Annotated in this window: 20 protein-coding genes; 10 read left to right on the top strand and 10 right to left on the bottom strand. The window is 63.4% G+C overall.

Annotation, left to right across the window (positions count from 1 at the left end; genetic code table 11):
• Positions 1-105: 105 nt before the first annotated feature.
• Entirely contained in the window at positions 106-1,926 is a 1,821-nt protein-coding gene (gene typA, locus IFT80_RS10975) for a translational GTPase TypA (protein ID WP_122480478.1), read from the bottom strand.
• Between the two features lie 263 nt (positions 1,927-2,189).
• The gene (thiI, locus tag IFT80_RS10970) at positions 2,190-3,644 is read right to left on the bottom strand and encodes a tRNA uracil 4-sulfurtransferase ThiI (RefSeq protein ID WP_192055847.1); all 1,455 of its coding nucleotides are present in this window, start codon (positions 3,642-3,644) and stop codon (positions 2,190-2,192) included.
• A 422-nt stretch (positions 3,645-4,066) separates the two neighbouring features.
• Between thiI and glnA the strand changes: the two genes are divergently transcribed.
• From glnA to ntrC, 5 genes are all read left to right on the top strand, one after another.
• Positions 4,067-5,473 (top strand): glutamate--ammonia ligase, encoded by a 1,407-nt coding sequence (gene glnA / locus IFT80_RS10965; RefSeq protein ID WP_122480480.1) that lies wholly within the window; start codon positions 4,067-4,069, stop codon positions 5,471-5,473.
• A gap of 132 nt (positions 5,474-5,605) precedes the next feature.
• Positions 5,606-6,121: a DUF4124 domain-containing protein gene (locus tag IFT80_RS10960; protein WP_192137556.1), complete on the top strand. Its 516-nt coding sequence runs from the start codon at positions 5,606-5,608 to the stop codon at positions 6,119-6,121.
• Positions 6,121-6,717 carry a DUF4124 domain-containing protein gene (locus tag IFT80_RS10955; RefSeq protein WP_192137634.1) on the top strand — a complete coding sequence of 199 codons (597 nt, stop codon included), beginning with the start codon at positions 6,121-6,123 and terminating at the stop codon, positions 6,715-6,717. The genes IFT80_RS10960 and IFT80_RS10955 overlap by 1 nt, the downstream gene beginning before the upstream one ends.
• A 277-nt stretch (positions 6,718-6,994) precedes the next feature.
• Complete coding sequence (glnL, locus tag IFT80_RS10950) at positions 6,995-8,080, top strand: nitrogen regulation protein NR(II) (protein WP_122480483.1); 1,086 nt, start codon at positions 6,995-6,997, stop codon at positions 8,078-8,080.
• Positions 8,077-9,513: a nitrogen regulation protein NR(I) gene (ntrC, locus tag IFT80_RS10945; RefSeq protein ID WP_122480484.1), complete on the top strand. Its 1,437-nt coding sequence runs from the start codon at positions 8,077-8,079 to the stop codon at positions 9,511-9,513. Before glnL ends, ntrC begins: the two co-directional genes overlap by 4 nt.
• 856 nt (positions 9,514-10,369) lie before the next feature.
• Here the strand turns inward: ntrC and IFT80_RS10940 are convergent.
• Positions 10,370-10,810, bottom strand: a complete 441-nt coding sequence (locus tag IFT80_RS10940) for a hypothetical protein (RefSeq protein WP_192137555.1) — start codon at positions 10,808-10,810, stop codon at positions 10,370-10,372.
• On the opposite strand from IFT80_RS10940, the gene trmL reads away from it, so the two are divergent.
• On the top strand, positions 10,809-11,264 hold the full coding sequence (trmL, locus tag IFT80_RS10935) for a tRNA (uridine(34)/cytosine(34)/5-carboxymethylaminomethyluridine(34)-2'-O)-methyltransferase TrmL (protein ID WP_122480486.1): 456 nt from the start codon (positions 10,809-10,811) through the stop codon (positions 11,262-11,264). The genes IFT80_RS10940 and trmL overlap by 2 nt on opposite strands.
• Positions 11,265-11,366: 102 nt before the next feature.
• On the opposite strand, the gene secB is transcribed toward trmL, so the two are convergent.
• From secB to IFT80_RS10920, 3 genes are read right to left on the bottom strand one after another with little or no spacing between them, the layout of a single operon-like run.
• Entirely contained in the window at positions 11,367-11,852 is a 486-nt protein-coding gene (gene secB, locus IFT80_RS10930; protein ID WP_122480487.1) for a protein-export chaperone SecB, read from the bottom strand.
• A 45-nt stretch (positions 11,853-11,897) separates the two neighbouring features.
• Positions 11,898-12,152, bottom strand: coding sequence for a glutaredoxin 3 (gene grxC / locus IFT80_RS10925; RefSeq protein WP_122480488.1), 255 nt, complete (start codon positions 12,150-12,152; stop codon positions 11,898-11,900).
• Position 12,153: 1 nt separating this feature from the next.
• Complete coding sequence (locus tag IFT80_RS10920; protein ID WP_122480489.1) at positions 12,154-12,567, bottom strand: rhodanese-like domain-containing protein; 414 nt, start codon at positions 12,565-12,567, stop codon at positions 12,154-12,156.
• Between the two features lie 217 nt (positions 12,568-12,784).
• On the opposite strand from IFT80_RS10920, the gene gpmI reads away from it, so the two are divergent.
• The 4 genes from gpmI to IFT80_RS10900 all read left to right on the top strand — a co-directional run bounded on the left by gpmI (position 12,785) and on the right by IFT80_RS10900 (position 17,761).
• Positions 12,785-14,320 carry a 2,3-bisphosphoglycerate-independent phosphoglycerate mutase gene (gpmI, locus tag IFT80_RS10915; RefSeq protein WP_122480490.1) on the top strand — a complete coding sequence of 512 codons (1,536 nt, stop codon included), beginning with the start codon at positions 12,785-12,787 and terminating at the stop codon, positions 14,318-14,320.
• Between the two features lie 3 nt (positions 14,321-14,323).
• On the top strand, positions 14,324-15,616 hold the full coding sequence (locus IFT80_RS10910; protein ID WP_192137554.1) for a murein hydrolase activator EnvC family protein: 1,293 nt from the start codon (positions 14,324-14,326) through the stop codon (positions 15,614-15,616).
• Positions 15,617-15,678: 62 nt separating this feature from the next.
• Positions 15,679-17,004: a S41 family peptidase gene (locus IFT80_RS10905; protein ID WP_122480492.1), complete on the top strand. Its 1,326-nt coding sequence runs from the start codon at positions 15,679-15,681 to the stop codon at positions 17,002-17,004.
• Between the two features lies 1 nt (position 17,005).
• Positions 17,006-17,761, top strand: a complete 756-nt coding sequence (locus tag IFT80_RS10900) for a divergent polysaccharide deacetylase family protein (protein ID WP_192102829.1) — start codon at positions 17,006-17,008, stop codon at positions 17,759-17,761.
• Between the two features lie 34 nt (positions 17,762-17,795).
• Here the strand turns inward: IFT80_RS10900 and IFT80_RS10895 are convergent, their stop codons facing one another.
• The 4 genes from IFT80_RS10895 to IFT80_RS10880 form a co-directional block, all read right to left on the bottom strand.
• Positions 17,796-18,554: a substrate-binding periplasmic protein gene (locus IFT80_RS10895; RefSeq protein ID WP_192137553.1), complete on the bottom strand. Its 759-nt coding sequence runs from the start codon at positions 18,552-18,554 to the stop codon at positions 17,796-17,798.
• Positions 18,555-18,640: 86 nt separating this feature from the next.
• Positions 18,641-19,096: a chemotaxis protein CheW gene (locus IFT80_RS10890; protein WP_122480495.1), complete on the bottom strand. Its 456-nt coding sequence runs from the start codon at positions 19,094-19,096 to the stop codon at positions 18,641-18,643.
• The gene (locus tag IFT80_RS10885; RefSeq protein WP_192137552.1) at positions 19,089-23,162 is read right to left on the bottom strand and encodes a hybrid sensor histidine kinase/response regulator; all 4,074 of its coding nucleotides are present in this window, start codon (positions 23,160-23,162) and stop codon (positions 19,089-19,091) included. The genes IFT80_RS10890 and IFT80_RS10885 overlap by 8 nt, the downstream gene beginning before the upstream one ends.
• Positions 23,163-23,164: 2 nt before the next feature.
• Positions 23,165-25,222: a methyl-accepting chemotaxis protein gene (locus tag IFT80_RS10880; protein WP_122480497.1), complete on the bottom strand. Its 2,058-nt coding sequence runs from the start codon at positions 25,220-25,222 to the stop codon at positions 23,165-23,167.
• Positions 25,223-25,273 lie beyond the last annotated feature (51 nt).

The raw sequence follows: 25,273 nt of genomic DNA, 5'->3' as shown, positions 1-25,273 counted from the left end.
TGCCAGGGCCGGTTCTTTCGCGGCCAGACCTGCCAACACACAGCCATAAAAAAACCCCCGGACGCTTTCGCGCCGGGGGCTTTTTCAATCAACCGGAACTACGGATCAGTTCTTGGCTTTCTTGGCAGCGCGGGTACGCTCGCCTTCGTCCAGGATCTTCTTGCGCAGACGGATCGACTTCGGCGTAACTTCGCACAGCTCGTCGTCCTGGATGAATTCCAGCGCCTGTTCCAGGGTGAAGCGAACAGGTGGAACCAGAGCGATGGTTTCGTCTTTGCCCGACGCACGCATGTTGTCCAGCTTCTTGCCCTTGGTAGGGTTTACGCCCATGTCGGTGTCGCGGCTGTTCAAGCCGACGATCTGACCGTTGTAGATCTCCTGGCCGTGCTCGACGAACAGCTTGCCGCGCGCCTGCAGGGTTTCCAGCGAGTAGGTCAGTGCCTTGCCGGTTTCGACCGAAACCAGTACGCCGTTCTGACGGCCGGACATGTGGCCCGACTTCATCGGAGCGTAGCGATCGAAGATCGAAGTCAGGATGCCAGCACCGTTGGTCAGGGTCAGGAACTGGTTACGGAAACCGATCAGACCGCGAGCAGGGATGTTGTATTCCAGACGAACACGGCCCTTGCCATCCGGCACCATGTTGGTCAGGTCGCCTTTACGCAGGCCCATCTCTTCCATGACCTTGCCCTGGGATTCCTCAGGGGTGTCGATGGTGACGTTTTCGAACGGTTCCTGCTTCTCGCCGTCGATGACGCGGATGATCACCTCAGGACGACCGACACCCATTTCGAAGCCTTCGCGACGCATGGTTTCGATCAGTACCGAAAGGTGCAGCTCGCCGCGGCCGGAGACCTTGAACTTGTCGGCCGAGTCGCCTTCTTCAACGCGCAGGGCAACGTTGTACAGCAGCTCTTTGTCCAGACGTTCCTTGATGTTGCGGGACGTCACGAACTTGCCTTCTTTACCGCAGAATGGCGAGTCGTTGACCTGGAAGGTCATGGAAACGGTTGGCTCGTCGACGGTCAGCGGCTTCATCGCTTCGACGTTGTCCGGCTGGCACAGGGTGTCGGAGATGAACAGCGAGTCCATGCCGCTCACGCAGACGATGTCGCCAGCGAAGGCTTCTTCAACGTCGATGCGGTGCAGGCCGTGGTGACCCATCAGCTTGAGGATACGACCGTTGCGCTTCTTGCCGTCGGCGCCGATGGCGACCACCGGGGTGTTCGGCTTGACGCTGCCGCGAGCGATACGGCCAACACCGATGACGCCCAGGAAGCTGTTGTAGTCCAGTGCCGAGATCTGCATCTGGAACGGGCCGTCGCGGTCGACTTTCGGAGCCGGTACGTTGTCGACGATCGACTGGTACAGCGGGGTCATGTCTTCGGCCATGTCGGTGTGTTCCAGACCGGCAATGCCGTTCAGGGCCGAGGCGTAGACGACTTTGAAGTCCAGCTGTTCTTCGGTGGCACCGAGGTTGTCGAACAGGTCGAAGATCTGGTCCAGAACCCAGTCCGGACGCGCGCCTGGACGGTCGACCTTGTTGATGCAGACGATCGGACGCAGGCCGGCTTCGAACGCCTTCTTGGTCACGAAACGGGTTTGCGGCATAGGGCCGTCCTGGGCGTCGACCAGCAGCAGCACGGAGTCGACCATCGACATCACGCGCTCTACTTCACCACCGAAGTCGGCGTGGCCCGGGGTGTCCACGATGTTGATGTGGTAGCCGTTCCAGTTGATGGCGGTGTTCTTGGCCAGGATGGTGATGCCACGCTCTTTTTCCTGGTCGTTGGAGTCCATCACGCGCTCGTCGTTGAGCTCGTTGCGCTCCAGGGTGCCGGACTGACGCAGGAGTTTGTCTACCAGGGTGGTCTTGCCATGGTCAACGTGAGCAATGATGGCGATGTTGCGTAGATTTTCGATCACTTGTGTATCTCGATCAGGGGATTCGGTTGCCGCGCATTCTACGTGGCGAATATTAAACAAAAAGCTATCCGGGCCAGACAGCTTAGGAACGTAGCGAGCGACGGCAAGGCAAGGAAGAAATAGGCGAGGAAGCACAGTTTACTGGTTGTAAATGAGCATTCCGAGCCTGTTTCTGACGCAGCATTGCCTAGCGCAGTAGTTCCTACGCTGTCTGGGGGTCGGGAGGGCGATGGCGGATACTTCCACCATTCAACCCTGGGACTCTATGTCGGACGATAAACGCGCACATTGGCATGTCCCTCACTCAACAGATGGTGAGCATGCAGTCGGCTCATGACGCCCCTGTCGCAATACAGCAAGTACTGGCGAGTGAAATCCAGTTCCTTGAAGCGGCTGTTCAGGGCATAAAAAGGCATTGCCTTGACCTCGATGCCGGCCAGTGACAGCGGCTGGTCTTCCTGGGCATCGGGGTGGCGGATATCGATGACGACTTGTCCGGACAGCGCCTCGCTGACCTCTTCGACCTCGATATCCCGGCCCAGCTGGTCGATGACTTCATCAATGGACACCAGCTTGGCGCGTTCCAGCGCTCGCTCAAGAACGGCCATGTCGAAAGACTTCTCTTCATGGACGACGCGCGGCAATTTTGCACTGGTGGTCGGGTTGACCGAAATCACGCCGCAATATTCTGGCATGTGTTTGGCAAAATCGGCAGTCCCAATTTCAACTGCTTGATCGATGATGTCTTGTTTGTGGCTCGCCAGCAGCGGGCGCAGTACCAATTTGTCGGTCGCGCTGTCGATCGCCGACAGGTTGGGCAGGGTCTGGCTGGACACCTGCGAGATGGCTTCGCCGGTGACCAGCGCGGGAATCTTCAGTTGGTCGGCCAGGCGCGTGGCGGCCCGCAGCATCATGCGCTTGAGGATCACGCCCATATGGCTGTTGTCGACCTTGCCGAGAATCTCGCCCAGCACTTCTTCGAACGGCACGCTGATGAACAGCACGCGCTGGGAGCTGCCGTACTTCTTCCAGAGGAAGTGGGCAACTTCCATCACCCCCAGCTCATGGGCGCGACCGCCCAGGTTGAAGAAGCAGAAGTGGGTCATCAGGCCACGGCGCATGATCTGGTAGGCGGCAACGGTGGAGTCGAAACCGCCCGACATCAACACCAGCGTCTGTTCCAGCGCGCCCAAGGGGTAGCCACCCATGCCGTCATGCTGGTCATGGATGACGAACAGGCGCTGGTCGCGGATTTCCAGGCGCACCACCACGTCGGGCTTTTTCAGGTCGATGCCGGCAGCACCACACTCGCGGCGCAATTGGCTGCCGACGGTGCGTTCCACATCCATCGAGCTGAAGGCATGCTTGCCGGCACGCTTGGCGCGTACCGAAAAGATCTTCCCAGGCAGCAGCGGGCCGAAGTGCGCCTTGCACTTGGCCACGATGTCATCCATATCGCCCAGCGGGTATTCGTCCACTTGCAGGAAATGCGCGATACCTGGCGTGCAGCTCAGGCGTTCGGTCATCTCGCGCAACACCTTGGCGTCCGTCAGCTTGGTCTGGACTTCAAGGTTGTCCCACACGCCAGTGACCATCAGCTGCGGGTCCAGGTCACGGAGCACCATGCGGATGTTCTTGGCGAGCTGGCGGATGAAGCGCTTGCGCACCGGCGGGCTCTTGATGGTGATCTCTGGAAAGACTTTTACGATAAGTTTCATGAAAACAGCGCGCGAAATGCCAGCCTGAAAAGAGGGGCGCGGATTATAGCGGAAATTGCTCAAGGTTTGACCAGTTATCGTACGAACGGGCAAACGCACCAATATTGACCACTCAAAACAGACACGCACCAAACCAGCGCACCCCTATTCAACGCCACCTCCGGTAGCAGCGGCGCAAGCCGCGTCCCGCGCTCATACCTATTAATGCCGGGGACGAAGCGTGACGCGGCTTGCCCCGCTGCTACAGGGGAATGGGTTCGAACCTGCGGATAGTGAGAATCAGCGTTGCGCCCATCACGGGGCACTGGCATGCAAATTGCTCCCTTGTGAGGCAGGTTGCCTTGGCCGACTATCGGGCCCGGCATCACACATATTTAGGGGCCCCCTTTCACAATCGGCCCCATTCCACCCCGGAGGACAACATGTCGAAGTCGGTTCAACTCATCAAAGATCATGACGTCAAGTGGATTGATCTGCGCTTCACTGATACCAAAGGCAAGCAGCAGCACGTGACCATGCCAGCGCGCGATGCCCTGGATGACGACTTCTTCGAAGTCGGCAAGATGTTCGACGGTTCCTCCATCGAAGGCTGGAAAGGCATCGAAGCCTCCGACATGATCCTGCTTCCGGACGACAGCACTGCCGTTCTGGACCCGTTCACCGAAGAGCCGACCCTGATCCTGGTCTGCGACATCATCGAACCGTCCACCATGCAGGGCTACGATCGCGACCCACGCGCCATCGCCCATCGCGCCGAGGAATACCTGAAGTCGACCGGTATCGGCGACACCGTGTTCGTCGGTCCGGAGCCTGAGTTCTTCATCTTCGACGAAGTGAAGTTCAAGTCCGACATTTCCGGCTCCATGTTCAAGATCTTCTCGGAACAGGCTTCCTGGATGACCGACCAGGACGTCGAAGGCGGCAACAAGGGCCACCGTCCAGGCGTCAAGGGCGGCTACTTCCCAGTGCCACCGGTCGACCATGACCACGAGATCCGTACCGCCATGTGCAACGCACTGGAAGAGATGGGTCAGGTCGTCGAAGTTCACCACCACGAAGTGGCGACTGCCGGCCAGAACGAAATCGGTGTCAAGTTCAACACCCTGGTCGCCAAGGCCGACGAAGTGCAGACCCTGAAGTACGTCGTGCACAACGTTGCCGACGCCTACGGCCGCACCGCTACCTTCATGCCCAAGCCACTGTACGGTGACAACGGCTCGGGCATGCACGTGCACATGTCGATCTCCAAGGATGGCAAGAACACCTTCGCTGGCGAAGGCTATGCCGGCCTGTCCGACACCGCGCTGTACTTCATCGGCGGCATCATCAAGCACGGCAAGGCGCTGAACGGCTTCACCAACCCGTCGACCAACTCCTACAAGCGTCTGGTCCCAGGTTTCGAAGCGCCGGTCATGCTCGCCTACTCGGCCCGCAACCGTTCGGCTTCCATCCGTATTCCTTACGTCAACAGCCCGAAAGGCCGTCGTATCGAAGCGCGCTTCCCGGACCCGGCAGCCAACCCGTACCTGGCTTTCGCGGCCTTGCTGATGGCTGGCCTGGACGGCATCCAGAACAAGATCCACCCCGGCGATGCCGCCGACAAGAACCTGTACGACCTGCCGCCCGAAGAGGCCAAGGAAATCCCGCAGGTTTGCGGCAGCTTGAAGGAAGCCCTGGAAGAGCTGGACAAGGGCCGTGCGTTCCTGACCAAGGGCGGCGTGTTCAGCGATGACTTCATCGACGCCTTCATCGCCCTCAAGAGCGAAGAAGAAATCAAGGTCCGCACCTTCGTACACCCACTGGAATACGACCTGTACTACAGCGTCTGATCCCTGTGATGTGACAGAAAGGCCACCCTCGGGTGGCCTTTTTTCGTTCTGCGCCTACCATGGCAACGCTGCACGCACCCCCTCAATTGCTCTATGCTGGCCACCATGCAAGCGCCACTCAGAGAAGTTTCCATGCGCTCACCCCTAGCCTGCCTGTTGCTGCTGTGCGCGCTGCCCGCCGTGGCGCAGATCTACAAATACACCGACGCCGAGGGCAACACGGCCTACAGCAACCAGCCGCCCCAGGGGCGTGCCAGCCAAACGGTCGAGTTGCCGCCGCTCAACAGCGTGGAGTCGCTGCGCAAGCCAGCGCCGACCACCCTGCCGAGCACCACCGTCGCGGTGCCGCAGACCCAGTACAGCCAGCTGGAACTGACCGGGCTGCCAACCGACGAAGCGCTGCGGGCCAACAACGGCACCTTCGATGTCGGCGTGGCGATCGTGCCACGCCTGCGTTCGGGCGATCGCCTGCGCCTGGTACTCGACGGCGAACCCTATGGTCAGCCAAGCAACGTGCCGCGCCTGCAACTGGTGAATGTCGATCGCGGCGAACATGGCCTGGCGGTACAGGTCATCGACGCCCGCGAAACGGTGATCCAGCAGAGCGCCACCGTCACCTTCACGGTCCAGCGGGTTCACCTGCCGTGATGCGCTGGACGCTGCTCTGGCTGGTAGTGATCGCCGCGTCGGCCCATGCCGCGGTGTACACCTACGTCGACGCCAATGGCAACCGGGTCTTTACCGACCAACCGCGCAAGGGCGCCGAACGGGTGCCGATGCCTGCACGCGCCACGCCCACCGCCCCGGCTACCGTGATGCCGCCGCGCACCAGCAAGGTGCCAGTGCCGAACAGAACCGCGGCGACGCGTTATCAGATGCTGCGCATCCTCGGGCCCCTGCCGGACACCGCCGTGCGCGAGGAAGACGGTTCACTGATCGTGACCCTGACCAGTGAGCCGGCCTTGCAGCCCAACCATCGCTACCGCCTGTTGCTCGACGGCGAAGTGGCACAGGCGCCGGGGCGCAGTCCGGTGTTCGCCCTGAGCAACGTCGACCGCGGCACCCATACCCTGGCCGCCGAGATCATCGATCAGGACGACCATGTGATCGAGCGCACGCCAGCCCAGCCGGTTCACCTGCAGCGCATCTCGCTGATCCAGAAACGCCGGGTTCACCCCTGCCGAATTTCCGACTACGGTGTACGCCCGGAATGTCCACTCAAGGACAAGCCGGAAGACGACTGAGCAGCGACAGCCGAAAACGATATATACCTGACCGCACTTTTTTGGTGCGCTATGCTGGTCATTGCCAGGCATGCCGTGCCATTTTGGGTCGCCGCGGCATTTGACGGACCGAAGATCCCCAGCTGCGAAGCACTAATGGTACCCATTTGCAGGATCCGCGCTTCTTTTCGGAGCCTTGGTTTGGTTCTTGCATTTTCCCTGCACCAGCGAGTTTGTTTCGCGCGCGAACCCGGGCGCTGCCACGGGCGCCCTGTGCCAAAAGAGGTCACCTGTCCCCATGACCATCAGCGATGCCCTGCACCGACTGTTACTCGACAACCTCACCACTGCCACCATTCTGCTCAATGCCGACCTGCGCCTTGAGTACATGAACCCCGCAGCCGAGATGCTGCTGGCGATCAGTGGCCAACGCAGCCATGGTCAGTTCATCAGCGAGTTGTTCACCGAATCCACCGAAGCCCTCAACTCCCTGCGCCAGGCAGTCGAACAGGCTCACCCCTTCACCAAGCGCGAAGCGATGCTGACCGCGCTGGCCGGGCAGACGCTGACGGTCGACTACGCGGTGACGCCGATCCTCAGCAACGGCGCCACCTGGCTGCTGCTCGAAGTGCATCCGCGCGATCGTCTGCTGCGCATCACCAAGGAAGAGGCCCAGCTGTCCAAGCAGGAGACCACCAAGATGCTGGTGCGCGGCCTGGCCCACGAGATCAAGAATCCGCTGGGTGGCATCCGTGGCGCGGCTCAATTGCTGGCGCGCGAGCTGCCCGAGGAAAGCCTCAAGGACTACACCAACGTCATCATCGAGGAAGCCGACCGCCTGCGTAATCTGGTCGACCGCATGCTCGGTTCGAACAAGCTGCCTTTGCTGGCCATGACCAATATCCACGAGGTGCTGGAGCGCGTGGCCAACCTGGTCGAGGCCGAAAGCCAGGGCTGCATCACTCTGGTGCGCGACTACGACCCGAGCATTCCGGATGTATTGATCGACCGCGAGCAGATGATCCAGGCCGTGCTCAATATCGTGCGCAATGCCATGCAGGCGATCAGCGGCCAGAACGAGCTACGCCTGGGACGCATCAGCCTGCGCACCCGCGCCATGCGCCAGTTCACCATCGGCCATGTGCGGCATCGCCTGGTCAGCAAGATCGAGATCACCGACAACGGTCCGGGCATTCCTGCGCAACTGCAGGAAACCATCTTCTACCCCATGGTCAGTGGCCGTCCCGACGGCACCGGCCTGGGGTTGGCCATTACCCAGAACATCATCAGTCAGCACCAGGGCTTGATCGAGTGTGAAAGCCACCCCGGCCACACCACCTTTTCGATCTTCCTGCCGCTGGAACAAGGAGCCGCTTCGTCATGAGCCGTAGTGAAACTGTCTGGATCGTCGATGACGACCGTTCCATCCGCTGGGTACTGGAAAAGGCCCTGCAGCAAGAAGGCATGACCACCCAGAGCTTCGACAGCGCCGATGGTGTCATGAGCCGACTGGCACGCCAGCAGCCCGACGTGATCATCTCCGACATCCGCATGCCCGGGGCCAGCGGCCTGGACCTGTTGGCGCGCATTCGCGAACAGCATCCGCGCCTGCCGGTGATCATCATGACCGCGCACTCGGACCTGGACAGCGCGGTCGCTTCCTACCAGGGCGGCGCGTTCGAGTACCTGCCCAAGCCGTTCGACGTCGACGAGGCAGTGTCGCTGGTCAAGCGTGCCAACCAGCACGCCCAGGAACAGCAAGGCCTGACCGAAGTACCGGCACTGACCCGCACGCCCGAGATCATCGGCGAAGCACCGGCCATGCAGGAAGTCTTCCGCGCCATCGGCCGCCTCAGCCACTCCAACATCACCGTGTTGATCAATGGCGAGTCGGGCACCGGCAAGGAGCTGGTCGCCCACGCCCTGCATCGGCACAGCCCGCGGGCCGCGTCGCCGTTCATTGCGCTGAACATGGCGGCGATTCCCAAGGACCTGATGGAGTCGGAGCTGTTCGGCCATGAAAAAGGCGCCTTCACCGGCGCTGCCAACCTGCGCCGAGGCCGCTTCGAACAGGCCGACGGCGGCACACTGTTCCTCGACGAAATCGGCGACATGCCGGCCGACACCCAGACGCGCCTGCTGCGCGTGCTGGCCGATGGCGAGTTCTACCGCGTCGGTGGGCACATACCGGTCAAGGTCGACGTGCGCATCATTGCCGCCACCCACCAGAATCTGGAAACCCTGGTGCACGCCGGCAAGTTCCGCGAGGACTTGTTCCATCGCCTCAATGTGATTCGCATCCACATTCCGCGTCTGTCGGACCGTCGCGAAGACATCCCGACCCTGGCGCGACATTTTCTCAGCCGCGCGGCCCAGGAACTCGCGGTCGAGCCCAAGCTGCTCAAGAGCGAGACCGAGGACTACCTGAAGAACTTGCCGTGGCCTGGCAACGTGCGTCAGCTGGAGAACACCTGCCGCTGGATCACGGTGATGGCCTCGGGCCGCGAAGTGCACACCGGCGACTTGCCGCCCGAGCTGCTGAGCCTGCCGCAGGACGCGGCACCGGTGACCAACTGGGAGCAGGCGTTGCGCCAATGGGCCGACCAGGCCTTGGCACGCGGGCAATCGAGCCTGCTCGACAGCGCCGTGCCCAGCTTCGAGCGGATCATGATCGAGACCGCCCTGAAGCACACCGCCGGGCGACGTCGTGATGCGGCCGTGCTGCTGGGCTGGGGTCGCAATACCCTGACGCGCAAGATCAAGGAGCTGGGCATGAAGGTCGACGGCGCCGACGAAGACGAAGTCGAAGAAGCCTGAGGTCCCGCACACCGCCACCGGCATACCCGATCCCTGTAGCAGCGGCGCCAGCCGCGTCCGGCCTCACCGCGCTGGGGCAGACGCACCGCACATACCGCCGACGCGGCTTGCGCCGCTGCTACAGCGGTACGTCAGATGCCCAGCACACACCCCCACGGCATACCCGATCCCTGTAGCAGCGGCGCAAGCCGCGTCCGCCCTCACCGCGCTGGGGCAGACGCACCGCACATACCGCCGACGCGGCTTGCGCCGCTGCTACAGCGGTACGTCAGATGCCCAGCACACAACCCCACGGCATACCCGATCTCTGTAGCAGCGGCGCAAGCCGCGTCCGGCCTCACCGCGCTGGGTCTGATGCACCGCACGTACCGCCGACGCGGCTTGCGCCGCTGCTACAGGGGGTTTGAAGAAACTCTCCGCTTTCGTGCATTCGCCTTGTGCAGTGCACCCACACGATGCGCTAGCGAACATCGCTTATTGCTCGGATAAAACCTCGTCCGTTTCAATGAGCTAAAAGACTGTTATCCGATAAAAATAATTTTCCCTTACATTCCAATCAGATAGATTCCAAGACAAAACGTTTTTGGCGTTCAGAAAGCTTCTGCAACAAAACTGGCACGCACGCTGCAATGTACTAACCATTACCCAGTTTCGGGAACCTCGGTACAGGCAGGCCGGGGATTCCCTCTTTACACCGCGACTCCAGCCAAGGCTGGAATACCGCACAACTGTTTTGGGGACCTTGGTACAGGCAGGCCGGGACTCCCCTTCTTTACATCGAAACGCCCGGCTGCAAGGCCTGGTATTTCAACCCCGCTTGGGGGGCCCCGGTACAGGCAGGCTGGGGTCCCCTCTTTTATTGCTCGCGCAGCTCGACGGTGGTTTGCCAGCGTCCATCGAGCTGCACCGCGCGCCATTGCATCTGCAACGGACGCGCTGCCACCACCGTCAACAACAACCCCTGATCACTGCGCTGAATGCGCCAGGTCACCGGCTTGCCGCCCACCAGCAACCGCCCGCTGGCCGGAGCGCCGGTGGCGTCGAACAGCATCGCCACCGTTCCTTCCACCACCTCGCCATGCAACCGCGGCTCATCGTTGAACCACAGCACCAACTGGTCGCGGTGCACTTCGATGTTGTCCAAGCGGGCAGGCTCGGGATTTGCCAGGCGGCCGATCATCAGTCCGACCAGCAAGCCAATGATCGCCAGCGAGCCCAACACCCGTGGCCACAGTTGCGAACGCTCGCTCGGATCAGGAGTAGAATGCTGCCCGTCCTTCAGTTCGGTGCCGCGCATGTTTCACGTGATCCTTTTTCAACCAGAGATTCCGCCCAATACGGGCAACATTATCAGGCTGTGCGCCAACAGCGGCTGCGCCTTGCACCTCATCGAGCCGATCGGCTTCGAGCTGGACGACAAGCGCCTACGCCGCGCCGGCCTCGATTACCATGAGTACGCCACCCTGCAGCGCCACGCCGACCTGGCCAGTTGCCTGGAAAGCCTGGGGCAGCCACGGGTTTTCGCCTTCACCACGAAGGGCTCGCGACCTTTTCATGATGCCAGCTTCCAGAAGGGCGATGCCTTCCTGTTCGGCCCGGAAAGCCGCGGGCTGCCCGCCGAGGTGCTGGACGCGCTGGACAGCCAGCACAAGCTGCGCCTGCCGATGCGCGAAGGCTGCCGCAGTTTGAATCTGTCCAATACGGTGGCAGTGGCGGTGTATGAGGCTTGGCGGCAACTGGGGTTCGAGTAGGGCTTGAGGGCCTCTTAGCGGGCAGAGGGCTTGCGAAATGGGCACCACGCACCTACGAAAAAGCGCCCCGAAAGGCGCTTTTTGTTCACTGCAAGCCAACGCTTACTGAGGCGCAGGCGCTTCGCCCGATTCCTGCATGCGCTGCAGTTCCTGGGCATAGAGCATGTCGAAGTTCACCGGAGCCAGCATCAGCGCCGGGAACGAGCCGCGGGTCACCAGGCTGTCCAGGGTCTCGCGGGCATACGGGAACAGGATGTTGGGGCAGAACGCACCCAGGGTGTGGCTCATCGAACCCTCGTCCAGGCCCTTGATCAGGAAGATGCCGGCCTGTTGCACTTCGGCGATGAACGCGACTTCTTCACCGTTCTTGACCGTGACCGACAGGGTCAGCACGACCTCGTGGAAGTCCCCTTCCAGGCCTTTCTGACGAGTGTTCAGGTCCAGGGAAACGCTGGGTTCCCACTGCTGGCGGAAGATCGCCGGGCTTTTCGGCGCCTCGAACGACAGGTCACGCACGTAGATGCGCTGCAGCGAGAACTGCGGTTCGTTTTCGGCGGCAGCAGCGCCATTGTTCGCTTGGTCGGTCATCGCAGATCCTTGTGATCTTCAGAGGTGTGGGGGTAAGGGGACCGATCAGGCCCCCAGCAACGCGTCCAGCTTGCCGGCACGCTCGAGGGCGAACAGGTCGTCGCAGCCGCCGACGTGCAGCTCGCCGATCCAGATCTGGGGCACCGACGTACGGCCAGCCTTGGCCGCCATCTCGCGGCGCAGCTCGGGCTTGCCGTCGACCTTGATCTCGGTGAACGGCGCCTTCTTGCTTTCCAGCAGGTACTTGGCCCGCGAGCAATACGGGCAATAGTCGCTGGAGTAGACGAGGATCGGCTTCATGTCACTTCACCACTGGCAGGTTGTCGGCACGCCAGCTCGAGACGCCACCGGCCAGCTTGGCGGCGGTGTGGCCGGCCTTGACCAGCTCGGCGCAGGCAGTGCCGGCGTGCTGGCCGATGGCATCGACCACGATCAGGGTCTTGCCCTTGTATTTTTCCAGCTCGCCGACGCGGCTGGCCAGCTTGTCCTGGGGAATGCTCAGCGCGCCGACGATGTGGCCCGCGGCGTAGTCCTTCTTGTTGCGGATATCCACGACCACGCCTTGGTCGCTGTTGACCAGCGCAGTCAGCTCGCGGGGGCTGAGGCTTTTGGCGCCCTTGCTCATTTCCAGCATGATCAGCATGACCAGCAGGACCACGAACGCGGTCACGAGCAGATAGTGATTTGTGGCGAATTCAATCAGGTGAGCGACCATCAGCGGGTTCCAGGGCGTTAAAATGTCGGCCAGTATACACAGCCGCCAAGTCCGGCCAAAGCCCGCCGGACGGAACCGCTCGGCCTGATTGCGGGTCTGTGCTTGTTGTTCTTGCACCCGCGGTGAAATAAACCGCCATGATTCGTCACGCAGGCCCGCAATGCCCTAAAATGCCGGGCTTCTCCTGAATGCTCTTCTGACATAGCGAGTGGGATCCATGACAGCCACGCCCAAACCCTTGGTCCTGATCATCCTCGATGGTTTCGGTCACAGTGAAAACCACGAGTACAACGCGGTCTATTCGGCTCGCAAGCCGGTGCTCGATGCCCTCATGGCACGCCAGCCCAATGGCTTGATCTCGGGGTCGGGCATGGATGTCGGGCTGCCCGACGGGCAAATGGGCAATTCGGAAGTCGGCCACATGAACCTGGGGGCCGGGCGTGTGGTGTACCAGGATTTCACTCGCGTGACCAAAGCCATCCGCGACGGCGAGTTCTTCACCAACCCCACTATCTGCGCAGCCGTGGACAAGGCCGTGGCCGCCGGCAAGGCGGTGCACTTCATGGGCCTGCTGTCGGACGGTGGCGTGCACAGCCACCAGGATCACCTGGTGGCCATGGCCGAACTGGCCGCCGGGCGCGGTGCGCAGAAGATCTACCTGCACGCCTTCCTCGACGGCCGCGACACTCCGCCCAAGAGCGCCCAGGCCTCGCTGGAACTGATGGATGCCACGTTCGCCCGCCTTGGCCGTGGGCGCACCGCCAGCCTGATCGGCCGCTACTTCGCCATGGATCGCGACAACCGCTGGGAGCGCGTCAGCGCGGCCTACAACCTGATCGTCGATGCTGCCTCCGAATTCCACGCGGCCACTGCCGTGCAAGGCCTGCAGGCCGCCTACGAGCGCGGCGAGAGCGACGAATTCGTCAAGGCCACCACGGTCGGCGAGCCGGTTCGCGTCGAAGATGGCGATGCCATGATCTTCATGAATTTCCGCGCCGACCGTGCGCGCGAGCTCAGCCGCGTATTCGTCGAAGACGATTTCCACGATTTCCCGCGCAATCGCCAGCCCAAACTGGCCGGCTACGTGGGCCTGACCCAGTATTCGGCAAAGATCCCGGCACCGGCGGCCTTTGCTGCCACCGGCCTGACCAACGTGCTGGGCGAATACCTGGCCAAGAACGGCAAGACCCAGCTGCGCATCGCCGAAACCGAAAAGTACGCCCACGTGACGTTCTTCTTCTCCGGTGGCCGTGAAGAAGAGTTCCCTGGCGAAGAACGCATCCTGGTGCCCTCGCCCAAGGTGGCGACCTACGACCTGCAGCCCGAGATGAGCGCGCCGGAAGTGACCGACCGCATCGTCGAAGCCATCGAGCAGCAGCGCTATGACGTCATCGTGGTCAACTACGCCAACGGCGACATGGTCGGCCACAGCGGCATCATGGCTGCAGCCATCAAGGCGGTCGAGTGCCTGGACACGTGCGTGGGTCGCATCGCTGCGGCACTCGACAAGGTCGGCGGCGAAGCGTTGATCACCGCCGACCACGGCAACTGCGAGCAGATGGAAGACGTCTGCACCGGCCAGGCGCATACCGCGCACACCACCGAGCCGGTGCCGTTCATCTACGTCGGCCAGCGTGACGTCAAGGTACGCGCAGGCGGCGTATTGGCCGACGTGGCGCCCACCATGCTCTGGCTCATGGGCCTGCCCAAGCCCGAAGAGATGACCGGCACCTCGATCCTGGTACAAGGCTGACCCATGCTCCGCGTCCTGATGTTCCTGACCCTGACATGCCTGCTCGGCCCGGCCTTCGCCGACGAGCGCGCGCAAACCCAGCAGCAGATCGACGCCACCCGCAAGGACATCGCCGAGCTGCAGAAAACCCTTGGCAAGCTGCAGGCGGAACGCTCCGGGGTGCAGAAAGAGCTGCGCACCACTGAAACCGAGATGGGCAAGCTGGAAAAGCAGGTGGAGGCCCTGCAGAAAGAACTAAAAAAGACTGAGGGCGAACTGGAGCGTCTGCAAGGCGAGAAAGCCAAGCTCCAGGCCGCCCGGGTCGAACAGCAACGTCTCATTGCCATCCAGGCCCGCGCGGCCTATCAGAGCGGGCGCCAGGAATACCTGAAACTGCTGCTCAATCAGCAGAATCCGGAGAAGTTCGCCCGCACCCTGACTTATTACGATTATCTGAGCCAGGCGCGCCTGGAACAGCTGAAGAACTTCAACCAGACCTTGCACAAGCTGGCGGGTGTGGAAAAGGACATCAATCTGCAGCAGGCGCAGTTGCTGGTGCAGCAAGGCAATCTGGACAGCCAGCGCGAAGACCTCGACAAGGTGCGCAAGGAGCGTCAGGTCGCCTTGGCCAAGCTCAACGATCAGTACAAGCAAGGCGACCAGAAGCTGCAGACGCGTCAGCAGGACCAGGAAGACCTGGCCAAGGTGCTCAAGACCATCGAGGAAACCCTGGCACGCCAGGCTCGCGAAGCCGAGGAAGCGCGGCAGAAGGCCCTGCTGGCCGCCCAGGAGGCTGAAAAACGTCGGCAGCGCGAAGCGCAGGCGGCCGCCACCCGAGAAGCGCCAGCACCCGCACCACAGGCCCCTCGCGCACCGAGTGGCCCGCTGGTGTCGAGCAGCGGCGAAAGCTTCGGTGGTGCATTTGCTTCGGCGCGGGGAAAACTTCCATGGCCTGTCGATGGTCGACTGTTGGCACGTTTCGGGGAAACCCGCGGCGACGATGTCCGCACCAAATGGGACGGGGTCATGATCAGTGCCTCGGCCGGCAGCCAGGTGCATGCGGTGCACGGTGGCCGCGTGGTGTTCGCCGACTGGTTGCGCGGCGCCGGGCTTCTGGTCATTCTCGACCATGGCAATGGCTACCTCACCCTGTACGGGCACAACCAGACCCTGCTCAAATCGGCCGGTGATGTGGTCAAGCCCGGTGATGCCATCGCCACTGTAGGTACCAGCGGCGGGCAGAGCACGCCAGCGCTGTATTTTGCAATACGCCAGCAAGGCAAGCCGACCGACCCCTCGCAATGGTGTCGAGGCTGACTGGCGCAGTCGTTCAAAAGCAGCCCTCAAAGGCGCGAACCCGTATCAGGAGTCTGTTAGACATGCCGCATCTGTCCCGCCTTACCTCGCTGGCCCTGACGATCGCCGTGGCCTGTGCTGCCCCGGCAGTGATCGCCGCCGATCTGGCTCCCCAGCCCGCCCGGTCGGTCGGCACGGCTCCGGCCGCCGCACCGTTGCCGCTGGACGAGCTGCGGACCTTCGCCGAGGTGATGGACCGCATCAAGGCGGCCTATGTCGAGCCTGTGGATGACAAGACGCTGCTGGAGAATGCCATCAAGGGCATGCTCAGCAACCTCGACCCCCACTCCGCCTACCTGGGCCCCGAGGACTTCCAGGAGCTGCAGGAAAGCACCAGTGGCGAGTTCGGCGGCCTGGGTATCGAGGTGGGCAGCGAGAACGGCATGATCAAGGTGGTATCGCCCATCGACGACACGCCAGCCTCCAAGGCCGGCATCGAAGCCGGCGACCTGATCGTCAAGATCAACAACCAGCCCACCCAGGGCCTGAGCATGACCGAGGCCGTCGATCTGATGCGCGGCAAGCTCGGCGAGAAAATCACCCTGACCCTGGTGCGCGACGGCGGTACGCCGTTCGACGTGACCCTGGCCCGCGCCACTATCCAGGTCAAGAGCGTCAAGGCGCAGTTGCTGGAAAACGGTTATGGCTATTTGCGCATCACCCAGTTCCAGGTGAAAACCGGCGAAGAAGTCGGCAAGGCCCTGGCAAAGCTGCGCAAGGACAACAACGGCAAGCTCAAGGGCCTGATTCTGGACCTGCGCAACAACCCCGGCGGCGTACTGCAAAGCGCCGTGGAGGTGGCCGACCACTTCCTCACCAAGGGCTTGATCGTCTACACCAAGGGCCGCATCGCCAACTCGGAACTGCGCTTCTCGGCAGACCCTGCCGATGCCAGCGAACGGGTGCCTTTGGTGGTGCTGATCAACGGCGGCAGCGCCTCGGCGGCAGAAATCGTCGCCGGCGCACTGCAGGACCACAAGCGCGGCATCCTCATGGGCACCGACAGCTTCGGCAAGGGCTCGGTGCAGACCGTGCTGCCGCTCAACAACGATCGCGCCCTGAAGATCACCACGGCGTTGTACTACACGCCCAATGGCCGCTCGATCCAGGCCCAGGGCATCATCCCGGATGTTGAGGTACGTCAGGGCAAGGTCACCCGCGATGCCGACACCGAAAGCTTCAAGGAAGCCGACCTGCAGGGTCACCTGGGCAACGGCAACGGCGGCGCCGATCGACCTTCGGGCAAGCCGGTGATCGGCGCCCGCAAGGCCCGGCCACAGGACGACGACTTCCAGATCAGCCAGGCGCTCAGCCTGCTCAAGGGCCTGAGCGTGACGCGCGGCAACTGACATGCGCCGCATCCTGTTGCTGGCCGTGCTGTTGCTGACTGCCGGCCCGGCCTTCGCCGGGCCGGCGTACCTGAGCCTGATCATCGATGACCTGGGCCAGTCCCCGGCTCGCGACAGCCGCACCCTGGCTCTGCCCGGCCCAGTGACGCTGGCAATCATGCCCGACACGCCACACGCTGCGGACTTTGCCCGCCAGGCGCACAAGGCCGGCAAGACCGTGATGGTGCACATGCCCATGGATCCTGCGACCGGCCCGTTCGCCTGGCGACCCGACATGCCTGCCAGTGAGCTACTCGCTCGCCTGCAGGCCGCGCTGCGCGCCGTGCCGTATGCTGCCGGCCTGAACAACCACGAGGGCAGCCGCATGACCTCGCAGCCCGAGGCCATGGCCCTGTTGATGAACGAGCTGCAGCAGCACGGCATGTTCTTCGTCGACAGCCGCACCAGCGCCGCCACCGTGGCCGCCGCCAAAGCCCAGGGCATCGGCCTGGCCAGCCTCTCCCGGGACGTCTTCCTGGATGACACGCGCACCGTCGAGGCCATCGCTGGCCAGCTCGAAAAAGCCATTGCCTTGGCACACAAACAGGGCACGGTGGTGATCATCGGACACCCCTATCCACAGACCCTGGAAGTGCTGGAGCGCGAACTACCGCGCTTGAAGGCCAGGGGAGTGGAGTGGATACCGGTCCGGCAGATGATCGGCGAGCGCGGCAATCGCGCCACGGCCGCCCATGGCAAGGGCGGGATCTACCACTGATTCGCCATTGCCCTGTTTCATGGAGTGCCGTGTCTCATAGATAGTCGGCGAATACCCGATCGACGAAACCGTCGCGGCGCATCTCATCGAGTGATCGTTGCAGACGCTCGACCACCGCCTGCGGTGTGTCCTTGTTCAGCGCCAGAAACAGCTCGGCGCTGTTGAAGCGCAGCACGGTCTTGAGCCCGTTGATCCCTTCCAGACGTGCCAGATAGCGGCCAGCCGGATCGCCCGTGGCCCACAGGTCGATCTGGCCATCCAGCAACTTGCGTGCGTTGTCCTGGTCGCGCAGGGCGACGATCGGGCGCATGTCGCGCTCGGCAAGACTCTGCGCAATGGCATCGCCCTTGTAGGCGCCGATCCGGTAGGGTCGGGCCTGGTCGAGGGTCTCCAGGGTGATCGGGCTGTCCGCACGGGCCAGCATGATCCAGTCATCCGGACCCAGTGGGCCAACCCATTTGAAGGCCTGTTCGCGCTCGGGAAGGCGCGCGGTGACGAACACCCCATAGCCGGCATTGCTCAGGGCCAGCTTGTAGATACGGTCCCAGGGAAACCGCAGGGTCATGCTGTAGGGGATGTCCGCCCGACGGAACATTTCGCGCACGAGTTCCGCTGCGATGCCGCGGATGTTCTCTTCCTGGGCGAAGTTCTTGTCGTTGCTGGCCATGTTGTAGGGTGGAAAGTTTTCGGTCAGCAAGACCATCGAATAGCCTGCCGGGACCTCGGCGCGCACGGGGCTGCCACTGAGCAGCGCAGTACAAAAGGCAAAGGCGAGAAAAGTGCGGTCGAGCATTACGAGGTCCCTGCAGCAAAGGCAACGCCAGAGTGCCGGTCAGGCCGACGGCTGTAAAGCCCTGCAACGATTACGTGACAAGGTGTCTACACCGCGCTGTGCAGCAGGTTTTCCAAGGCTGTGAGGTCCGGCACCCGCGCTACGGTTTCGCCGACCTGCACCGCCGCCATTTCCAGCGGCTTGAGCGGCACGTCAACGTAGCTGAGCTGGCTGTCGACCCGGCACGAGCGAGGCACGTGCTGGATCAATACGGCCATGAAGCGCGTCGAGGTTTCACCCAGTGCATTGAGCACGACGATACGGGCGCGCTCGCCGATCACCGCCTCGCCACCGCTGGCCGCTTCGAAGCTGACCAGCGGCAGGCGCAGGTTGCGCCACTCGATCATTCCCAGGTGCCAGCGCGCGGCGCCCAGCACCGGTTCACCGGGCAGATAGTCGATCAGCTCGGCCACCGCCACGTTGGGCAGCAACAGGCTTCGATCGGCCAGGGGCAGCACCAGCGCGGTAAGGCTGTCGCGGCGGCCGATCGCCCGATCAAGCATGGACCTGGCCCCAGCGTTCGATGCATTCCAGCAACTGGCTCTCCTGATAAGGCTTGCCCAGGTACTCGTTGACGCCAATGGCCATCGCCCGCTCGCGATGCTTTTGCCCCGTACGTGAGGTGATCATGATGATGGGCAGGTCCTTGAGCGTGGGATGCTGGCGGATGCGCCGGGCGACCTCGAAACCGTCCATGCGCGGCATCTCGATGTCCAGCAGGAGAATATCGGGGCTGTGTTCCTGCAACAGCGCCATGGCGTCGACCCCGTCCTTGGCGGTCAGCACCTGCATGCCGTGACGCTCGAGCAAGCGACTGGTGACCTTGCGCACGGTCACCGAGTCGTCGACCACCAGGACTTGCAGGCGCCGTACCTGCGCACCGTGCTGATAACCGGCGCGAGCCACGGCCACACCCTGACGGGCCCGCAGCTGAGCCAGCAGGTCGAGGATCAGCACCACGCTGCCATCGCCCAGGATGGTCGCGCCGCCCAGGCCCGGCACGGCCGCGAACTGGCTTCCCAGGCTTTTCACCACGATTTCGCGGGAGCCGGCCAAGGCATCGACCTGCACCGCCACCTGCTGATCGAACGCGCGCACCAGCAGCACGGGCAACGGTTGGCTCTGCGCAGTCAGCGAGGGGACGGCGAGGCCATGCAGCAGGGTGCCCAGGTAGCGCAGGTCATACACCCGCCCGGCGTAGCCGTAGCGCGGTGGGGCAGACTGGTAGGCATCGTGCAGCTCGCCGGGCATGACCCGCACGATCCCCTCGATGCTGTTCAGGGGAATCGCGTACTGTTCTTCGCCACACTGCACCATCAGGGCGCGGTTGACCGACACGGTGAACGGCAGGCGAATCTGGAACCGCGCACCTTGCCCCGGCCGCGAGTCGATACTCATGGCGCCGCCCAACTGCTTGACCTCTTCGTGGACCACGTCCATGCCCAGGCCACGGCCGGAGATCTGCGTCACCTTGGTGGCGGTGGAGAAGCCAGGCTGGAGGATGAACTGCAGCACGTCGTGGTCGCTGAGGTCGCTGTGCGGATCCAGCAAACCACGCTTGATGGCCTTGGCGCGCACCGCTTGCAGGGGCACCCCGGCACCGTCGTCACTCATCTCGATGACGATGTCGCCGCCTTGGTGCAGCAAGGCCAGACGAATGTGCCCCACCGCCGGCTTGCCCGCAGCCAGCCGCTGCTCGATCGGCTCCAGGCCATGATCGACGGCATTGCGCAGCATGTGTTCGAGCGGCGCGATCATGCGTTCCAGGACGCTGCGGTCCATCTCGCCCTGAGCCTGGCTGACTTCGAACTCGACCTCCTTGCCCAGCGCCTCGGCCACCTGGCGCACTACACGCTGCAGGCGCGGCAGCAGGCGCTCGAACGGCACCATGCGCGTGCGCATCAAGCCCTCCTGCAACTGGCTGTCGACGCGCGCCTGTTGCTGCAGCAACGTCTGTGCTTCCAGGTTGCGGCCGGCCAGGGTTTCCTTCAGATCGAGCAGGTCCGAGGCCGATTCGAACAGGGCCCGCGACAGCTGCTGCAGGTGTGAATGACGGTCCATTTCCAGTGGGTCGAAGTCTTCGTAACCCTGACCATCGACCTGCTGACGGCTGAGGATGCGGCCTTGGGTTTCGGTATCGAGGCGGCGCAGCTGATCGCGCATGCGCTCGATGGTGGTTTCCATTTCCTGCAGCGCCGCCTGGGCGTCATTGACCTGCTGCTCGATGCGGCCGCGAAAGATTGCGGTTTCCCCCGCCAGGTTGCCCAATTCATCAAGCAGCTCGGCGCCGACCTTGATCACATCGACGGGACCGCGTTCGGCGGCCACCGGTTCGGCAATGGCGGGCTTGGCCGAAGCAGCTGGCCCGGCGGGCCCGGCTGGCTCACTGCCGGCGGCGAATTCGGCGATCGCGGCAATCAGCTTTCCGGCGGCTGGCAACGCCTGCCGCGAGCGGACCGCGTCGAGCATCTGGGCCAGGCGGTCGTGACCCTTGTGCAGCAGGCCAAACAGTTGGCTGGAAGCCTGCAGCTGGCCCTGGGAAATGCGTTCGTACACCGATTCCAGCTCGTGGGCCAGGTCGCCCAGCGGACCGATCTCTACCATCCGTGCGCCGCCCTTGAGCGTGTGCAGGTCGCGCAGCAGGTTTTCCGCTTCGAGATGGTTGCCCGGTTCGGCCTGCCAGCGCACCAGTGCCGCGCCTGCGCTCTCGACGATGTCCAATCCCTCTTCGATGAAGATACCCAGCAATTCACCGTCGGCGTCGTCCACCTGCTCGATTCCAGGCTCCGATGGAGCCGGACGCGGCGGGAGCTGGGATGACCCCTCGTAGCCGGGTTCGCTCAGCCAGCGCCGCTGGGTCTGCTCGATGGATTCCTCGGTGAATGACCCTTCATCGTCGGCACCTGTCGCAGCGACGTTGCCAAGCAGGGCAAGATCGATCACCGCGCCGCCTTCGCGCTGCACCACACCCATGGCGTGCGGGGCCAGGGCACCCTGCAGCAGTGCCCGCAGGGCACGCACGTGGGTGGGCTGGGCCTTGACCTCTTGCCCGGCCGCCAATTGATCGAGCATGCCGATCATGGCTTCCTGGGCTTGTTCGGCCTGCTGGAAAAAATCCGTGCTGACACTCAGGCTGCTTTCTTCGACCGCGCCATACAGATCGAGCAGCGCCTCGCACAGCTCGTCGAGCGCCTGCACGTCCGTCAGTTGCGCCTGTTCGCCCAGCAGGGTCAGCTGATCAAGCAGCCGTGGCAACTCCACACGGCTGGCCGGCGTCTGTTGCCAGCGCTGCAGCAAGCGCTCGGCATCGAGCAGGATATCCATGCCCTCGTCGAGCAACCGCTCGATCAGTTGCGGCGCCTGGACCTGGCGGGCATCGCCCAGCGTCTGTACGCCCTGCAGGCGTTCGATGGTGTGTTCCTGTACCTGCCGGATCAGCTCGCCGGCACCGGGAATGGGCGTCAGCGGCTGCGCAGGCAATTGCAGCAGCTTCTGCCGCATCAGATAGTGGGCATCGCCCAGCAGGCCCAGCGTTCGGGCCTGGAACGGCAGCCGGTGGGCACGCAGCTCGCGGGCCATGATGTCGAAGGCGGTGGCCAGTTCGGCCAGCGGCGTGACACCGGCCACCAGCGCGCTGCCCTTGAGCGTGTGCAGGGCACGCTGCAATTCGTCGGTGACGGCGACGTCGTTGCCTTGCTCGTCCAGGGCGAGAAATCGCTCCACGGCGCTCAGGTGGCTCAAGGCCTCGCTGTGGAAGATCTCCAGCAATTGGGTATCCACGGGGTCGGGCTCCGGGCCCGTCGCGGCATGCGCCTCGCCGTGTGGGTCTGTTGGCGCAGCCGCTGCCAGGCCAGCCTCGGCCACCGCCAGCAGGCCCTCATGGGCAAGCTGCGGTGCTTCGCTGGTGCGCTGCAGGTAATGCTCGACCGCCGCGAGTGCAGCCGTCACCTGCTCCAGTGGCACAGGTACCGATGCCGTCGGCTCGTCCAACAGGTGCGCTTTAACGGCGTCATTGCAGCCTTGCAGCACCGCGGCGGCCCTGGGCAACGGCAGCATGACCAGCGCACCGCGCAGCTGGGTGAGCAGCGGCACCAAGGTGCGCAGCCGTTGCCGGTCCCAGCGGCCGTCGCTGGAATCGGCCAGTACGTCCCTGGCCTCCTGCAGGCCGAAGCGGGTTTCGCGCATCACCAGTTGGCGAATCTGCACCAGGTCGGTGCTGGACGTCTGCTGCTCATCGCGCCCCGGCGTATCACTGGGTCCCGCCATGCCCGCCAGCGTGGCTTCGACATAGAGCAATGCCCCGGCGACGTCCATCAACACGGCGTCGTTGGGCTCGCGGGTCCCCTGCACCAGGCTCTGGATCACCGCCAACTGGTCGATGATGACCTTGCGCGGCTGGCCGAAACCGAGCACAGCCAGGGCATCGGCAATCTGTCGCAACGATGCCGTCAGGCCGTTCAACTCCTGGGTGTACTCGCGACCACCGCGCACGAACAGGTCCAGCTGCTCCTTGACCTTGAGCAACTCCTCGCACAACGCGGGAAGTACGTATTCGTGCCGTTCAGCCATGATCACTCCGCAGTTGCATCGGCACTGGGCGCCGGCAAGGTGAAACCGGACACCGAACGGCGCATCTCGCTGGCCATCTGCGCCAGATTGCCGATGCTTTCAGCCGTTGCACTGGAGCCTGAAGAGGTCTGCTCGGTGATCTGCTGGATCACCGACATGGTGTGCGAGATCTGTCCCGCCGAACTGGTCTGCTGCTGGGCAGCGCTGGAAATCACCTGGATCAGTTCGGCCAGATCCTGCGACACGCCCTCGATCTCTTCCAGGGCGATCCCGGCGTCGTGAGCCAGGCGCGCACCGCGCACCACTTCGAACGTGGTCTGTTCCATGGAGATCACTGCCTCGTTGGTGTCGGCCTGGATCGCCCGCACCAGCGTCTCGATCTGCCGGGTAGCCGATGACGAGCGCTCGGCCAGGCGTTGCACTTCGTCCGCGACCACGGCAAAGCCACGCCCGGCCTCGCCAGCCATGGAGGCCTGGATCGCCGCGTTCAGGGCAAGGATGCTGGTCTGGTCGGCAATGTCGTCGATCAGGCTGACGATGTGGCCGATTTCCTGGGACGATTCGCCCAGCCGCTTGAGGCGCTTGGCGGTGTCCTGGATCTGCTCGCGAATGTTGTCCATGCCCTGGATGGTGTTGTTCACCACCTCGCTGCCCTTGTTGGCGATGGTCACCGAACGATCCGCAACCTTGGCCGACTCCCAGGCGTTGGTCGACACCCGGTCGATCGACTGGGCCATGTCGCTGATCGCCACCGATGCGTCACTGATCTGCTGCGCCTGATGCCCCGAGGCTCGCGCCAACTGGTGAGCGGTGGCCTGGGTGTCCTGCACGGCCGTAGCGACCTCTTCGGCGGTGAGGTTGATGGTGGCCACCAGATCGCGCAACTGGTCGATGGAATGATTGATCGAATCGGCAATGGCACCGGTGAATTCCTCGGTCACCGAGGCGGTCACGGTCAGGTCGCCATCGGCCAACCCACCGATCTCATCGAGCAGGCGCATGATCGCCGCCTGGTTGCGCTCGCTTTTCTCTGCGGTCTGGCGCAGTTGCCGTTTGGTTTCGCGCACCATCACCAGGGCGATCAGAATGATCGAAGCCAGCGCCGCCAGGCCCAGCACATAGCCGCCGACGGTACCAGCGGAACGCCCGCTGGCCAGGTTCTCGAAGCCGCTGGCCAGGCGCGAGGCTTCTTCCAGAAGGGTCTGCGACTGATTGAAGATATTGCTGGCCGAGGCCCGCACCTGAAACAGTTCGGGCGAGGTTTCCAGGATCTCGTCGACACTGCCCGAGACGAACTGGAACAGCTCGGCGATCTCGCGCAAGCGCGCGCGTGCCTCCGGATCTTGTACCTGGGTCACCCGGATCAGCGCATCGCCGTCGAGCATGCCGCCCAGCACCTGGCCGAAACGGTTGGCGTCGCGGCCGAAGCTTTCTGCAGCCTGGGCCGCGCTTTCGTCGCCGGACAGCACCGTGTTGACGGCGCCCAGAATGCGTTCGGCGAGCAACGACTGGCGCTGGGCCACGGCGACCTGGCTGGCAGGCGCGGCGCCGCGCAGCAGCGTGTCGACGACCTTGTCGTACTCGACCTGCAGTTGCGGCACGGTTTCGGCCAGGGTTGCGGCCACCTGGTGCAGCGACAGCACCGTCTGCTCGCTGGCCAGGATCGCATCGGAATTGTGGCGCAACTCGTCCCAGTCGCGCTGCACCAGGCGCATCTGTTCGCGCATCGCCGCGGGGGCCGCAGGCAGGCCGGTGGCGCTGTCGCCCTCCTTGAGAAAACCCCAGCGGCGCTCGAAATCGTTGCGCGCATCGGCCAGCAACTTGAACGCTGCAGCCTTGCCCGCCGCCGCCTCGGTGGCGTTCTTGGCGATGCGCTGCGACAGCACGCGCAATTCGCCGGCATGGCCGATGTACTGCTTGTCGTAGGTGGATTGAGTGTTGAGGTAGGTGAAATTGGCGAACAGCAGAACGATGAAGATCACCAACGCCACGAACAGGCCGATGATCTGCGCGCCGGCTCGGGAGCCCAACAGAGAGTTGCCTGGCCAGCGCTTGGTCATGATGTGGGCCCGTGTAGGGCGAGTCTGCTGGGGGAAGTACGGAAACGCATA

The sequence above is a fragment of the Pseudomonas sp. CFBP 8771 genome (assembly GCF_014841695.1).
Lineage (GTDB): Bacteria > Pseudomonadota > Gammaproteobacteria > Pseudomonadales > Pseudomonadaceae > Aquipseudomonas > Aquipseudomonas baltica.
The sequence above is the reverse complement of the archived record's forward strand: the minus strand, read 5'-3'. Positions and strand labels throughout refer to the sequence as shown.

Bases quoted from the DNA above. Each gene is read 5' to 3' on its own strand.
- thiI (WP_192055847.1), bottom strand. From the start codon at position 3,644: ATGAAACTTATCGTAAAAGTCTTTCCAGAGATCACCATCAAGAGCCCG.
- glnA (WP_122480480.1), top strand. From the start codon at position 4,067: ATGTCGAAGTCGGTTCAACTCATCAAAGATCATGACGTCAAGTGGATT.
- IFT80_RS10960 (WP_192137556.1), top strand. From the start codon at position 5,606: ATGCGCTCACCCCTAGCCTGCCTGTTGCTGCTGTGCGCGCTGCCCGCC.
- IFT80_RS10955 (WP_192137634.1), top strand. From the start codon at position 6,121: ATGCGCTGGACGCTGCTCTGGCTGGTAGTGATCGCCGCGTCGGCCCAT.
- glnL (WP_122480483.1), top strand. From the start codon at position 6,995: ATGACCATCAGCGATGCCCTGCACCGACTGTTACTCGACAACCTCACC.
- ntrC (WP_122480484.1), top strand. From the start codon at position 8,077: ATGAGCCGTAGTGAAACTGTCTGGATCGTCGATGACGACCGTTCCATC.
- trmL (WP_122480486.1), top strand. From the start codon at position 10,809: ATGTTTCACGTGATCCTTTTTCAACCAGAGATTCCGCCCAATACGGGC.
- IFT80_RS10940 (WP_192137555.1), bottom strand. From the start codon at position 10,810: ATGCGCGGCACCGAACTGAAGGACGGGCAGCATTCTACTCCTGATCCG.
- secB (WP_122480487.1), bottom strand. From the start codon at position 11,852: ATGACCGACCAAGCGAACAATGGCGCTGCTGCCGCCGAAAACGAACCG.
- grxC (WP_122480488.1), bottom strand. From the start codon at position 12,152: ATGAAGCCGATCCTCGTCTACTCCAGCGACTATTGCCCGTATTGCTCG.
- IFT80_RS10920 (WP_122480489.1), bottom strand. From the start codon at position 12,567: ATGGTCGCTCACCTGATTGAATTCGCCACAAATCACTATCTGCTCGTG.
- gpmI (WP_122480490.1), top strand. From the start codon at position 12,785: ATGACAGCCACGCCCAAACCCTTGGTCCTGATCATCCTCGATGGTTTC.
- IFT80_RS10910 (WP_192137554.1), top strand. From the start codon at position 14,324: ATGCTCCGCGTCCTGATGTTCCTGACCCTGACATGCCTGCTCGGCCCG.
- IFT80_RS10905 (WP_122480492.1), top strand. From the start codon at position 15,679: ATGCCGCATCTGTCCCGCCTTACCTCGCTGGCCCTGACGATCGCCGTG.
- IFT80_RS10900 (WP_192102829.1), top strand. From the start codon at position 17,006: ATGCGCCGCATCCTGTTGCTGGCCGTGCTGTTGCTGACTGCCGGCCCG.
- IFT80_RS10895 (WP_192137553.1), bottom strand. From the start codon at position 18,554: ATGCTCGACCGCACTTTTCTCGCCTTTGCCTTTTGTACTGCGCTGCTC.
- IFT80_RS10890 (WP_122480495.1), bottom strand. From the start codon at position 19,096: ATGCTTGATCGGGCGATCGGCCGCCGCGACAGCCTTACCGCGCTGGTG.
- IFT80_RS10885 (WP_192137552.1), bottom strand. From the start codon at position 23,162: ATGGCTGAACGGCACGAATACGTACTTCCCGCGTTGTGCGAGGAGTTG.
- IFT80_RS10880 (WP_122480497.1), bottom strand. From the start codon at position 25,222: ATGACCAAGCGCTGGCCAGGCAACTCTCTGTTGGGCTCCCGAGCCGGC.